Raw genomic sequence first — 13533 nt, 5'->3', positions numbered from 1 at the left:
CCGGCGGGGTTATTCATTTTCGCGGAGCGATAGTTGAATCACCTTGCGACGTTAACAGACAGCAGCAGCAAATGTGAATTGTCATGTATCCGCAACGGCACCAACCAGAATAGTCTTTACAACCCGCAACAGCTCGCGACAACCCCTCAGAATGTGCAGGAAATTGCCACAGTCAAAATGCACTACCTCAATGAACAGAAAAACATGGCGATTCTTAATATTGAATATAAATGACTCGCTGTGGCGTAGATATGCACACTTACGGTTAAAAAGAGAGATTTAAGGGAAAACCCTGCTGTACACTTAACGAATGGTGTTTTGTCAGGGGGAACTTATGCAATCACGTGTTCATGTGTTACATGGCGATATTACGACTGTCGCTGTTGATGTGATTGTCAATGCGGCGAATTCATCGCTACTGGGAGGCGGTGGCGTCGATGGCGCAATCCATCGCGCTGCCGGACCAGCATTGCTGGAGGCCTGCAAACAGGTTATCCAGCAACAAGGAGAATGCCCGACAGGGCATGCGGTGATCACTCTGGCGGGGGCGCTTGCGGCAAAAGCGGTCATTCATACCGTAGGACCCGTCTGGCAAGGGGGAGGTCATCATGAGGCCGAACGCCTCGAAGAAGCTTACTTAAACACCCTGCAACTGGCCCTGGCCAATGGTTATCACTCCATTGCTTTTCCGGCGATTAGCACCGGGGCTTATGGCTATCCACGCGCCGCAGCGGCAGAAATAGCGGTGAAAACGGTGCTGAAATTTATTACCCGCCGCGCACTTCCTGATCAGATATACTTCGTGTGCTTTGATGACGAAAACGCTCAACTTTATAAGAGATTGCTAACACAACAAGGCGATGATCACACGGACTGATATGACGCGACTTGAGCGTGCCATCACGCCCCTTTGCGAAGACCACCCGGGAGAATGCGGCATTCTTGCGTTGGATGACAGCCTGGATGCGTTTGCTGCTCGCTATCGGTTAACGGAAATGGCGGAACGTACCCTGGATGTGCAGTATTACATCTGGGAAAACGACATGTCCGGGCTATTGTTATTTTCCGTTCTGCTGGCCGCAGCGAAGCGAGGCGTACGGGTGCGTTTGCTGCTGGATGATAACAACACGCCGGGTTTGGACGACACGCTGCGTCTGCTGGATAAGCACCCCAACATAGAAGTTCGCCTCTTCAATCCGTTTTCCTTTCGCATCCTGCGCGCGCTGGGCTATTTAACCGATTTTGCCCGGCTTAATCGGCGCATGCACAATAAAAGTTATACCGCTGACGGCGTGGTGACCCTCGTTGGTGGGCGTAATATTGGCGATGCCTATTTTGGCGCGGGTGAGCAACCGCTATTTTCCGACCTGGACGTCATGGCTATCGGGCCGGTTGTCAAAGATGTGGCAGATGATTTTGAGCGTTACTGGCACTGCCGCTCGGTTTCAACGTTACAAAATGTGCTTGAAATGTCCGAGCCAGATTCTGTGCAGCGTATTGAGCTACCCGAATCCTGGTATAACGATGATATTACCCGCCGCTATCTGCATAAACTGGAAACCAGCCAGTTTATGTCCAGTCTCGATCAAAGATCGCTGCCGCTGATTTGGGCCAAAACGCGTTTGCTGAGCGATGATCCTGCAAAAGGAGAAGGGAAAGCGCCGCGCCACTCGCTATTACCGCAGCGTTTGTTTGACGTAATGGGCTCGCCGACCGAACGTATTGATATTATTTCTGCCTACTTTGTGCCGACGCGTGCCGGTGTGGCGCAGCTCCTGAGACTGGTAAGAAAAGGCGTCAAGATTGCCATTTTAACCAATTCACTGGCGGCGAATGATGTGGCGATCGTCCATGCGGGCTATGCGCGCTGGCGAAAAAAACTGCTGCGCTACGGTGTAGAATTATACGAACTTAAACCGACCCGCGATCGCGTCTCGGTCGTTCACGATCGTGGATTAACAGGTAATTCAGGGTCCAGCCTGCATGCGAAAACGTTCAGTATTGATGATCGCAAAGTGTTTATCGGCTCGCTTAATTTTGATCCTCGTTCGACGCTGCTCAATACGGAAATGGGATTTGTGATTGAGAGTGAAGTGCTGGCCGAATTGATTCATAAACGGTTTATGCAAAGCCAGCGTGATATGGCCTGGCAGCTACGCCTTGACCGTTGGGGGAGAATTAATTGGGTCGACCGACTTTCTGGCAGTGAACAGGTCCTGAAAAAAGAACCCGCCACAGGATTCTGGAAGCGGGTTCTGGTAAAGCTGGCGTCCGTGTTACCCATTGAATGGCTGCTTTGAACCACACAATGATTGAGGGAAAAACTAGCCGGCTACGGCCTTGTTTTTATCCTGCTTAACGGGCGGTTTACCCGAAAAGAGAAACTTCAGCACCGGAATGCGTAAATGGATTTCGTACAGTATTACCGCAATCCCAACCACAAACAGCAGACCGCAGAGAAAACCCAGTAGATTCGACGTGATATGCGGTGTGATGTAAGCGCCAAAAAACAGCGTTAACGGGTGGTGCACCAGATAGATAAACAGCGACGCGTTGACAAAATAGGTCACGCGGGCAGACTGGAAATTAAGCAAACGGTGACCCAACGAAAAGACGACGTTCACCATCCACAGTCCCATGACCATGGTAATGACATATTCGGTTTCATACATCCAGGCATCGCCGTTGCCATAACGCTGATTGAGCAGGTATGCCACAAATGCGAATGCAGCACCGAGCGTGCAACCGCGTGACGGTGTGGTAAACAGCGCTTTCAGATTCGGGTTGATAAACGCCAGTGCGCCGAGGATAAAGAACGGCGCATAGAACAGCGTTTGCATAACGATAAAATTGAACATGCCATCGCTGAGAATCGAAGGGTAGAGGATGAAAATTGTCCTTCTGACGGCAGCGTAACCGACACCTAACAAGATGAAAATCAGCGATAATTTAGTCATCGACACCGCCGGGGCGCTGGCGGCGTCGCTACGCGTCAGTCTGTTTTTCATCTGGGTGAACACCCACATGCTGATGGTCGTTAATACGACCAGAACCAGTAAAAACCACAGATGGGAAATCAGCTCCCAGGCCAGCGCATTGTATTTATCGTAGCCGCTGAGAGTATGCCAACTGTCTGCTTTTCCCTTTACGTATTGCAGCATGATAAATTGCGGCAGCGTAAGTAATGGAATCGCGGTCAGCATCGGGATCCCCACGCGTTCTACACGCACCTTCCACCAGCGCTTTAGTGGATAGCGCAAAAATAGCATGTAGGAAAAATAACCTGAAATGACAAAGAAGACTTGCATGCGAAAAGCATGGATAAAGTCGTTAAACAGGGTCAACCACCACGACGGTTCCGCGCTGTTCACGTGCCAGGTGTGGGTCGAGTAAATCAATGAAATATGGAATGGGATCCCTAACAACATTAGCCAGGCACGGATGGAGTCAAGAAAATATTCGCGTGGTGGTGATACAGAGCTCATAGACAGTTATGTATTCTCAGACTTTTCGTCTTATCCCTAAGACGAATAATGGTTACATTCGAGGGCAACCCTACACGAAGTCCAACAACCTGTCTCCAGGATAAGCACGCAAAGTGAAAACAGGTAGTTGAACCTGATTAAACCATGAGCCAGCGCGCGAACAATACAGGGATTCAGTTGTCGGAATACCCGATTATCCATTAAAATGGATCGGATCAATATAAGCACACAAAGGGGGAAGTGCTTACTAATTATGAAACATAAACTACAAATGATGAAAATGCGTTGGTTGGGTGCAGCAGTTATGTTAACGCTGTACACATCATCGAGCTGGGCGTTCAGCATCGATGATGTTGCAAAACAAGCTCAATCCTTAGCCGGTAAAGGCTATGAGGCGCCAAAAAGTAACTTGCCCTCCGTTTTCCGCGACATGAAATATGCGGATTATCAGCAGATCCAGTTTAACCGCGATAAAGCCTACTGGAGCAATCTCAAGACCCCATTTAAGCTCGAGTTCTACCACCAGGGTATGTACTTCGACACGCCGGTCAAAATCAACGAAGTTACCGCTACAGCGGTGAAAAGAATCAAATACAGCCCGGATTATTTTAATTTTGGCGATGTTCAGCATGATAAAGACACGGTAAAAGATCTCGGTTTCGCCGGGTTCAAAGTGCTGTATCCGATCAACAGCAAAGATAAAAACGACGAAATCGTCAGCATGCTCGGTGCCAGCTATTTCCGTGTTTTGGGGGCAGGGCAGGTCTACGGTCTGTCTGCGCGCGGTCTCGCGATTGATACCGCTCTGCCTTCTGGCGAAGAATTTCCCCGCTTCCGTGAGTTTTGGATCGAGCGTCCGAAACCGACTGACAAACGTTTGACCATTTATGCCTTGCTGGATTCTCCGCGCGCAACCGGAGCGTATCGCTTTGTCATCATTCCGGGTCGTGACACGGTAGTCGATGTTCAGTCCAAAGTTTATCTGCGCGACAAAGTGGGCAAGCTGGGCGTGGCACCGTTAACCAGTATGTTCCTGTACGGACCAAACCAGCCTTCTCCGGCGACCAACTATCGTCCGGAACTGCATGACTCTAACGGTTTGTCGATCCACGCTGGCAACGGCGAGTGGATTTGGCGTCCGCTGAATAACCCGAAACATCTGGCGGTGAGCAGCTTTGCGATGGAAAACCCGCAAGGTTTCGGCCTGCTGCAGCGTGGCCGTCAGTTCTCGCGTTTTGAAGATATCGACGATCGTTACGATCTGCGCCCAAGCGCCTGGATCACGCCAAAAGGTGATTGGGGTAAAGGTAAGATTGAGTTAGTTGAAATCCCAACTAACGATGAAACGAACGATAACATCGTTGCGTACTGGACGCCGGATCAACTGCCTGAAGCCGGCAAAGAGATGAACTTCAAGTACACCCTGACGTTCACGCGTGACGAAGACAAGCTTCATGCCCCTGATAGCGCCTGGGTCCAGCAGACTCGTCGTTCTACCGGTGATGTAAAACAGTCTAACCTCATTCGTCAGCCTGATGGCACCATCGCGTTTGTGGTGGACTTTACCGGCACGGATATGAAAAAGCTGCCGCAGGATACCCCGGTTACCGCGCAAACCAGTATTGGCGACAACGGCGAGATCGTTGAAAGTACTGTGCGCTACAACCCGGTAACTAAAGGTTGGCGTTTGGTATTGCGCGTGAAAGTGAAAGATGTGAAGAAAACCACTGAAATGCGTGCTGCCTTGGTCAATGCCGATCAGACGCTGAGTGAAACCTGGAGCTACCAGTTACCTGCCAATGAATAAGACAACTGAGTATATTGACGCAATGCCGCTTTCGGATATCGAAAAAGCGGCACTGCCGAAAACTGACATCCGCGCCGTTCATCAGGCGCTGGATGCCGAGCATCGTACGTACTCGCGCGAAGATGATTCACCGCAGGGTTCGGTGAAAGCTCGCCTGGAGCAGGCGTGGCCTGATTCTCTGGCCAAAGAGCAGTTGGTTAAGGACGATGAGGGGCGCGATCAACTGCAGGCGATGCCAAAAGCAACGCGTACCTCTATGTTCCCCGATCCCTGGCGTACCAACCCGGTTGGCCGCTTTTGGGATCGCCTGCGCGGGCGCGATGTGACTCCGCGTTATCTTTCGCGTTTGACGAAAGAAGAACAGGAGAGCGAGCAAAAATGGCGTACGGTTGGCACCATCCGCCGCTATACGTTGTTGATCTTAACGCTGGCGCAAACGGTCGTCGCAACCTGGTATATGAAGACGATCCTTCCGTATCAGGGTTGGGCATTCATTAATCCTGTTGACATGATGGGGCAGGATTTATGGGTCTCCTTTATGCAACTGCTGCCCTACATGCTCCAGACCGGCATTCTCATTTTGTTTGCCGTGCTTTTCTGTTGGGTTTCAGCAGGATTCTGGACCGCGCTGATGGGCTTCCTGCAACTGTTGATTGGGCGAGATAAGTACAGTATCTCCGCCTCAACGGTTGGGGACGAGCCGTTAAATCCCGAGCACCGGACCGCGTTGATTATGCCGATCTGTAACGAGGACGTTGACCGCGTATTCGCGGGACTTCGCGCCACGTGGGAGTCGGTCAAAGCGACGGGCAACGCCGAGCATTTTGATGTTTACATCCTGAGCGACAGCTACAACCCCGATATCTGCGTAGCAGAACAAAAAGCGTGGATGGAGCTGATTGCCGAAGTGCAAGGCGAAGGGCAGATTTTCTACCGTCGTCGTCGTCGTCGCGTGAAGCGTAAAAGCGGCAATATTGATGACTTCTGCCGTCGCTGGGGAAATCAGTACAGCTACATGGTGGTGCTGGACGCTGACTCCGTGATGAGCGGTGACTGTCTGAGCGGGCTGGTGCGCCTGATGGAAGCGAATCCAAATGCCGGGATTATCCAGTCTTCACCGAAGGCTTCCGGTATGGATACGCTGTATGCGCGCTGTCAGCAGTTTGCGACCCGTGTTTATGGTCCGTTGTTTACCGCTGGACTTCACTTCTGGCAATTGGGGGAATCGCACTACTGGGGCCATAACGCGATTATTCGCGTGAAGCCGTTTATCGAACACTGTGCGCTTGCGCCGTTACCGGGCGAAGGCTCGTTTGCGGGTTCGATTCTCTCCCATGACTTCGTCGAAGCGGCGTTGATGCGTCGTGCCGGCTGGGGCGTGTGGATTGCTTACGATCTGCCGGGCTCTTATGAAGAGCTACCGCCGAACCTGCTGGATGAACTCAAGCGTGACCGTCGCTGGTGTCATGGCAACCTGATGAACTTCCGTCTGTTCCTGGTGAAGGGGATGCACCCGGTTCACCGTGCGGTGTTCCTGACCGGCGTTATGTCCTATCTGTCCGCGCCGCTGTGGTTTATGTTCCTCGCGTTATCGACCGCATTGCAGGTGGTGCATGCGTTGACGGAACCACAGTACTTCCTGCAACCGCGCCAGCTGTTCCCGGTATGGCCGCAGTGGCGTCCTGAACTGGCGATCGCGCTGTTTGCTTCTACGATGGTGCTGCTGTTCCTGCCGAAGCTGCTGAGTATTTTGCTCATCTGGTGTAAAGGGACGAAAGAGTACGGCGGGTTTATCCGCGTCACGCTGTCGCTGCTGCTGGAGGTTCTGTTCTCCGTGCTGCTGGCACCGGTGCGTATGCTGTTCCATACCGTCTTCGTCGTGAGCGCCTTCCTCGGTTGGGAAGTGGTGTGGAATTCGCCGCAGCGTGATGACGATTCCACCCCGTGGGGTGAAGCATTTATGCGTCACGGTTCTCAGTTACTGCTGGGGCTGGTGTGGGCGGTAGGTATGGCCTGGCTGGATCTGCGTTTCCTGTTCTGGCTGGCGCCGATTGTCTTCTCGCTGATCCTGTCGCCGTTTGTTTCCGTGATTTCCAGCCGTTCCACGGTTGGGTTACGTACCAAGCGCTGGAAGCTGTTCCTGATCCCGGAAGAGTATTCTCCGCCGCAGGTGCTGGTGGATACGGATACCTACCTGGTGATGAACCGCAATCGTACGCTGGACGACGGCTTTATGCATGCGGTGTTTAACCCGTCATTTAATGCACTGGCAACGGCAATGGCGACTGCACGCCACCGCGCGAGTAACGTGCTTGAGATTGCCCGTGACCGCCATGTGGAGCAGGCGCTGAACGAAACGCCGGAGAAACTAAACCGTGACCGCCGTCTGGTGCTGTTGAGCGATCCGGTGACGATGGCGCGTTTGCACTATCGCGTCTGGAATTCACCTGATAAGTATTCTTCGTGGGTGAATTACTACCAGGGACTGACCCTGAATCCGCTGGCGCTCAGGAAAAAGTAAGCGTTAAGTAACGTGAAAATACCGGCCTGGTGCCGGTATTTTTTTATACTAAATAAAAGAGCCGTGAGGTATCAGGTGCGAATATTGGCAGTAGCAATCATGGTGTGCTTGCTGAGTGGATGCGGCAGTATTATTAGCCGAACTATCCCAGGGCAAGGGCACGGAAACCAATACTATCCTGGCGTGCAATGGGATGTCCGGGACTCCGCGTGGCGCTACGTCACCATCCTCGACCTGCCATTTTCGCTGGTGTTTGATACCTTGCTGCTCCCGCTCGACATTCACCACGGGCCTTACGAGTAGCTATCGCTCATCCCATTCATCGGCCGCGGTCTGACCCTCTTCGGTATCCAGGGGAGGTTCCAGCTGGAATTCACCTTCATCCCATTCGTGAAGCGTGTTTTCTTCCTGCCACTCCTGACGGATCTCAATTTCATCATAGTCGCCATCAAAAACGCTTTGGGCCGCTTCACCACTCAGCATTGGCAGGCATTCACCCTCGCCCTCATCCTCATCAGCAAAGAATTCCGCCTGCCACATAATGTCACCATCCTGTAGCACGTATTTTTGTACGCTTAGCTGTTGAACGCTGGCTTCGTCGGGCTCAAGGTCAGGGTTATCAGCCAGAAATTCTTCACGAGCGGCATCAATGGCTTCTTCCAGCGTGGCATACATGGTCATCAGAGTCTCCCTTTGATTTAATGAAGTATTCAGGGAAATAATAGTTGATTCTCCGATATTGCAAGTATGAATGCACAAAAAACATCCCGTGGCCTCAGTGTTCCGGCGACGGCGCAGACTATTCCACGAGTAGAAAGCGTTAAACAGTACGACGCCCGCGGTCACACAGAAGACGGCGCGAAAACCGTAGTTGGCGGAAATTGCCGCCCCCATTAACGGCCCCGTTACGTTACCGATATCGCGAAATGACTGGTTATAACTGAAAATACGCCCGGCGATCTGATTGGTTGAGTTATAGACCAGCAGCGTTTGTACAGCCGGGAGCAGAGCGCCGTCAGCGGCCCCCAATAAAAAGCGCAGAACGGCAAGTTGCCAGGGCGATTGTACAAACGACATTGGAATAAGCAGCAGCACGGAGATGACCAGAGCAACAATCAGGATCTTCTCCGGGCCAATTCGATCACCTAATTTGCCAAGTCGCGGGGCGCTGATTAACGCAGCCACACCCGGTACGGAAGCAATCATCCCGCTAATAAAGGCGATGTTACTGACGTTGCCAGCCAACTCTCGAACGTACAGCGTCAGAATTGGCGCGATGGACCCGGTTGCCACCTGGATTATCAGCGTTGTGACAAACAGGCTCAGCACCAGTTTGGGATTTTTTAACGAGGCCACGACTTCGCGAATGTGCAGCATCTCTTTCTTGCTCACCGGTTGGAAACGTTCGCGAATAAAAAATAGCGTCAGGATAAAACAGACCAGCAGTACGCTGGCGGTGATGAAAAATACCGGGCGTAGTCCGTACTGATCCGCGAGCAGCCCGCCAGCCAACGGTCCGAGCAGCGCGCCGCTGACGCCGCCGGTGGAAAGCGTTCCCAGCGCCCAGCCACTTTTATTGCGCGGAACCTGGGTGGCGATGAGTGCATTGGCGTTGGGAATGAAACCGCCGAGCAGACCCAACAGGGCACGCAGGACCAGGAACTGCCAGATATTTTGCGCCAGCCCCATCAGCAGCATCACAATCGCCATACCCAATGCGGAACGCAGCAGCATGATTTTTCGCCCTTTGCGATCGGCAAGGCCACCCCAGAAAGGAGAGGCGATGGCGGAAAAGAGAAAAGTGATGCTGAAGACCAGACCTGACCACATATTCAGGGCGCTATGACCCGTGACGCCGAGGCTCTCGACATAGAGGGGCAAAAAGGGCATAACCAGGCTAAATGCTGCACCGGTTAAAAAACAACCCAACCAGGCAACGGTGAGGTTGCGTTTCCAGTTTATGGGAGCATCTGAGGGTGACATAGCGTTCCGCAGTGTGGCGCGCTGTTTGCGCTATCGATTGAATATAAGCAAGCAGGCTAATTATGCGCCTGGTAGATAGTTGCTGCAATGCGGATAGCAGTTAAACCTAAAGCGGGCAGGGAAGGTGTTGCAGTCCACAGGACTGCAACCGTGCTTTAGTACAGGGAAGGCGAACCTTCAGGACGCGTCTTGAAACGACGGTGTAGCCACATGTACTGCTCCGGGGCCATCATGATGCATTGCTCAACAATCTTATTCATCCACGCTGCCGTAGTCTCCGCGTTGTCTAACGGCGGTGAACACTCCGGAGGCAGCATAATCAATTGATAACCTTTACCGTCAGGTTTGCGGCGGGGAACAAACGGTACCAGGCAGGCATTCGACATGCGTGAAAGCATCCAGGTCCCGGAGGTTGTTGCGGCCTGTTCAACAGCAAAAAGCGGGACAAATACGCTGGCGCGGGGACCGTAGTCATGATCCGGCGCGTACCAGACCACTTCGCCTTTTTTCAACGCTTTAATCATTCCTTTCAGGTCTTTACGATCGAGCATGGATTTATTAGAGCGCATACGGCCCCAGGTTTGTAGCCAGTCGAGCAGTGGGTTGTCGTTAGGGCGATATACGCCAATCCCCGGCTCCTGCAAACCAAACTGACGCGCACCCAGTTCAAGGGTCAGAAAGTGCAGACCCACTAACAAAATTCCCCGCTTTTGCGCCTGAACGTCGCGGATATGTTCCATCCCGATAACTTCCGTCCAGCGTGAAATGCGCTTGTCAGACCAAAACCAGGCCATTCCGGTTTCCATCACGCCCATGCCCACGGACTCGAAGTTCTTGATGATCATCTGCTGGCGTTCCTGCTCGCTCATTTGCGGGAAGCACAGTTCCAGATTACGGGAAACAATTTTTGCCCGACGTTTCATCAAACGTAATGCCAGACGACCTAATGCGCAGCCCAACTTGTAAAGAACCGGGTAGGGTAACTGCACGATTAACCAAAGGATGCCAATGCCCAGCCAGGTTAACCAATAACGTGGATGCAGTAACGCAGCCGAAAACTTGGGTAAATTCGTCATGTCTATCCTGTCTTCAAACGACCAATTGCCTGTATTGTCGCATTTTTTCGCGCATATCAAAAATTTGTGACGGGAGAACGGTGATTAAACCAGCAATTGTTGTTGCACTTTTATATTGGAGTAAGAAATGTAGCGTAAAATGTGTGGATGTAAATTGGCGGTGTTTGCTTTATTATGCCGCCGATTTTCATTTTCTCCCTATTTGCAGGATACGTACACCATGCCAGTGTTACACAACCGCATTTCGAACGATGCGCTCAAAGCCAAAATGTTGGCTGAGACCGAGCCGCGCACGACGATCTCATTCTATAAATATTTCACCATCGCCAATCCTCAGCACACGCGTGATGCGCTGTACCAGATGTTCACTGCATTGAACGTCTTCGGGCGCGTTTATCTTGCCCATGAAGGAATCAATGCGCAAATCAGCGTACCGCAAAGCAACGTCGAGGCATTCCGCCAGCAGCTTTATGCGTTTGATCCCGCATTCGCCGGGTTACGTCTGAATATCGCGCTGGATGATGATGGTAAATCGTTCTGGGTGCTGCGCATGAAAGTGCGTGAACGCATCGTGGCGGATGGCATTGACGATCCGCAATTTGACGCCAGCAACGTAGGTGATTACCTGAAGGCGGCGGAAGTAAACGCCATGCTGGACGATCCTGACGCGGTATTCATTGATATGCGCAACCACTATGAATACGAAGTGGGCCATTTCGAGAATGCGCTAGAAATCCCGGCAGACACGTTCCGCGACCAGTTACCGAAAGCCGTTGAAATGATGCAGGCGCATAAAGATAAAAAAATCGTTATGTATTGCACGGGCGGGATCCGTTGTGAGAAAGCCAGCGCCTGGATGAAACACAACGGATTTAGCAAAGTCTGGCACATTGAGGGCGGTATTATTGAATATGCCCGCAAGGCGCGTGAACAGGGGCTTCCTGTGCGTTTTGTCGGTAAAAACTTCGTTTTTGATGAGCGTATGGGGGAAAGGATTTCTGAAGATGTTATTGCGCATTGCCATCAGTGCGGAACGGCGTGCGACAGCCATACTAATTGCAAAAATGATGGCTGCCATCTGTTGTTTATCCAGTGTCCGGCCTGCGCGCAGAAGTATAACGGCTGCTGTAGCGAGTTGTGTAGCGAAGAGAGTAAGTTGCCGGAAGAAGAGCAACGTCGTCTTCGCGCCGGACGTGAAAATGGCAACAAAATCTTTAATAAGTCACGCGGTCGCCTGAATACCAAACTGGGTATTCCGGACCCTGCGCAATAGTCATCATGCCGGATGGCGGCTTTAGCCCCATCCGGCAACTCATACGTTACTTCTGTTGGACGCCTTCCACTGAGATGATCAGATCGACTTCCTGAGACGCCGGGCCGAGATCGGTGGTGATGTTGAAGTCCTTCAGCTTAATTTTACCTTCTGCTTCAAAACCTGCACGCGTGCCACCCCACGGATCGCCGCCCTGACCGATCAGCTTCGCATCCAGCGTAACCGGTTTGGTGACGCCGTTCAGGGTGAGATTACCGGTGATATCCAGGTCGTTCCCCTCTTTCTTCACGCTGGTAGAGCTAAAGGTCGCCTGCGGGAATTTGGCCACGTTAAGGAAATCTGCGCTACGCAGGTGCTTGTCGCGTTCGGCGTGATTGGTATCAACGCTGTTGGTGTTGATGGTGACGTTAACCTTATCGGCTGAGGGATTTTTCTCATCAAAGGTAAAAGTCCCGTCGAAATCTTTAAATGTGCCGTACAGCCAACTGTAACCCAGGTGCTGAATACGGAAATTAACAAAGGCATGCTGTCCTTCTTTGTCAATTTTGTAATCTGCCGCCAAGGCTGACCCGGTGGTGAATAATAGAGAGGCGAGTGTAAGTCCCAGCAGGTTTTTTTTCATTTTAAGCTCCATAGTCAGATGACGATTTTCCCAACATGCGATTCAGGGTATCGTCGTTATCGATAAAGTGATGTTTCAGGGCCATCAGTCCGTGCAGAAGCGATAAAACCACCACAGTCCACGCAAGCCACAGGTGCAGACTACCGGCGAGGTCGGCCTGAGCGCCCGCATTGGCAAGGGTGGCAGGAATGTCGAACCAACCAAATACGCTTATCGCTTTGCCATCAGCGGTGGAAATCAAATACCCGCTGATGACAATTGAAAAGAGCAATGTGTATAGCGCGAGGTGACCCAGTGCCGCCGCGATGCGGGTGAAACGGGAATAACTTGCCAGCGCAGGAGGAGGAGGGGAGATCAACCGCCAGACGACGCGGATAACCAGCCCCATCATGAGCACAACGCCGATGCTTTTATGCAGTTCAGGGGCCTGGTGATACCAGCCGTCGTAATAGCTGAGTGTGACCATCCACAATCCCAGCGCAAACATGCCATATACAGCAATCGCAATCAGCCAGTGTAAAGCGGCAGACACCACGCCATAGCGTTGTGGAGTATTATTGAATTGCATAAGTGCACCGTTAGATATTTCAGAAGTGAATAAAAATGGCGCGTAAAAGACATTAATGCAACTAATAAATAACAATAATGGTGATATTTGTTTTTGATTCAATAAAATTGATTGAATTATGAAGTAATCATCAAGGAATTAGTGGGGGGGGGATGATGTGAAGCCTTGGTTTGTGGGTGTTTAAGGTGTTTTTCTTGT

General features: G+C 51.7%; 12 protein-coding genes and 1 pseudogene. 7 read left to right on the top strand and 6 right to left on the bottom strand.

All coding sequences use genetic code 11. The annotated features are described in order from the left end of the window. Window positions 1-33 precede the first annotated feature (33 nt). The 3 genes from HV345_RS26460 (at window position 34) to HV345_RS14695 (ending at window position 2300) form a co-directional block, all read left to right on the top strand. Complete coding sequence (locus HV345_RS26460) at window positions 34-234, top strand: hypothetical protein (protein ID WP_255467559.1); 201 nt, start codon at window positions 34-36, stop codon at window positions 232-234. A 100-nt stretch (window positions 235-334) separates the two neighbouring features. Beyond that, window positions 335-877 (top strand): O-acetyl-ADP-ribose deacetylase, encoded by a 543-nt coding sequence (ymdB, locus tag HV345_RS14700; RefSeq protein ID WP_016156177.1) that lies wholly within the window; start codon window positions 335-337, stop codon window positions 875-877. Beyond that, window positions 861-2300 (top strand): phospholipase D family protein, encoded by a 1440-nt coding sequence (locus tag HV345_RS14695; RefSeq protein WP_152903216.1) that lies wholly within the window; start codon window positions 861-863, stop codon window positions 2298-2300. The genes ymdB and HV345_RS14695 overlap by 17 nt, the downstream gene beginning before the upstream one ends. 24 nt (window positions 2301-2324) lie before the next feature. Here the strand turns inward: HV345_RS14695 and mdoC are convergent, their stop codons facing one another. Continuing rightward, window positions 2325-3485 carry a glucans biosynthesis protein MdoC gene (mdoC, locus tag HV345_RS14690; RefSeq protein WP_103928088.1) on the bottom strand — a complete coding sequence of 387 codons (1161 nt, stop codon included), beginning with the start codon at window positions 3483-3485 and terminating at the stop codon, window positions 2325-2327. Window positions 3486-3756: 271 nt separating this feature from the next. Here mdoC and mdoG point away from each other — a divergent pair, with 271 nt between their 5' ends. From mdoG to HV345_RS14675, 3 genes are all read left to right on the top strand, one after another. Continuing rightward, on the top strand, window positions 3757-5292 hold the full coding sequence (gene mdoG / locus HV345_RS14685) for a glucans biosynthesis protein MdoG (protein WP_085951042.1): 1536 nt from the start codon (window positions 3757-3759) through the stop codon (window positions 5290-5292). After that, window positions 5285-7813: a glucans biosynthesis glucosyltransferase MdoH gene (gene mdoH / locus HV345_RS14680; protein ID WP_019076449.1), complete on the top strand. Its 2529-nt coding sequence runs from the start codon at window positions 5285-5287 to the stop codon at window positions 7811-7813. Before mdoG ends, mdoH begins: the two co-directional genes overlap by 8 nt. Window positions 7814-7912: 99 nt before the next feature. Further along, window positions 7913-8116 carry a YceK/YidQ family lipoprotein gene (locus tag HV345_RS14675; RefSeq protein ID WP_153647167.1) on the top strand — a complete coding sequence of 68 codons (204 nt, stop codon included), beginning with the start codon at window positions 7913-7915 and terminating at the stop codon, window positions 8114-8116. Here HV345_RS14675 and HV345_RS26455 read toward each other — a convergent pair whose 3' ends face one another. The 3 genes and pseudogenes from HV345_RS26455 to HV345_RS14665 all read right to left on the bottom strand — a co-directional run bounded on the left by HV345_RS26455 (window position 8117) and on the right by HV345_RS14665 (window position 10872). Then, window positions 8117-8488, bottom strand: coding sequence for a MysB family protein (locus HV345_RS26455; RefSeq protein ID WP_255467605.1), 372 nt, complete (start codon window positions 8486-8488; stop codon window positions 8117-8119). 108 nt (window positions 8489-8596) lie between these two features. After that, window positions 8597-9796, bottom strand: a pseudogene (mdtG, locus tag HV345_RS14670) (multidrug efflux MFS transporter MdtG); the annotation flags it as partial. A gap of 155 nt (window positions 9797-9951) precedes the next feature. Then, window positions 9952-10872, bottom strand: coding sequence for a Kdo(2)-lipid IV(A) acyltransferase (locus tag HV345_RS14665; protein ID WP_016152612.1), 921 nt, complete (start codon window positions 10870-10872; stop codon window positions 9952-9954). Window positions 10873-11092: 220 nt separating this feature from the next. Here HV345_RS14665 and HV345_RS14660 point away from each other — a divergent pair, with 220 nt between their 5' ends. Next, complete coding sequence (locus HV345_RS14660; RefSeq protein WP_016152613.1) at window positions 11093-12145, top strand: rhodanese-related sulfurtransferase; 1053 nt, start codon at window positions 11093-11095, stop codon at window positions 12143-12145. A gap of 46 nt (window positions 12146-12191) precedes the next feature. Here the strand turns inward: HV345_RS14660 and HV345_RS14655 are convergent, their stop codons facing one another. Both HV345_RS14655 and HV345_RS14650 read right to left on the bottom strand, forming a co-directional pair. Beyond that, the gene (locus HV345_RS14655) at window positions 12192-12767 is read right to left on the bottom strand and encodes a YceI family protein (protein ID WP_181635736.1); all 576 of its coding nucleotides are present in this window, start codon (window positions 12765-12767) and stop codon (window positions 12192-12194) included. A gap of 1 nt (window position 12768) precedes the next feature. Then, window positions 12769-13335: a cytochrome b gene (locus HV345_RS14650; RefSeq protein WP_016152615.1), complete on the bottom strand. Its 567-nt coding sequence runs from the start codon at window positions 13333-13335 to the stop codon at window positions 12769-12771. Between the last annotated feature and the right edge of the window lie 198 nt (window positions 13336-13533).

The organism is Citrobacter sp. RHBSTW-00986, assembly GCF_013783065.1.
Lineage (GTDB): Bacteria > Pseudomonadota > Gammaproteobacteria > Enterobacterales > Enterobacteriaceae > Citrobacter > Citrobacter braakii.
This window is presented reverse-complemented; position numbering and strand designations above follow the sequence as displayed.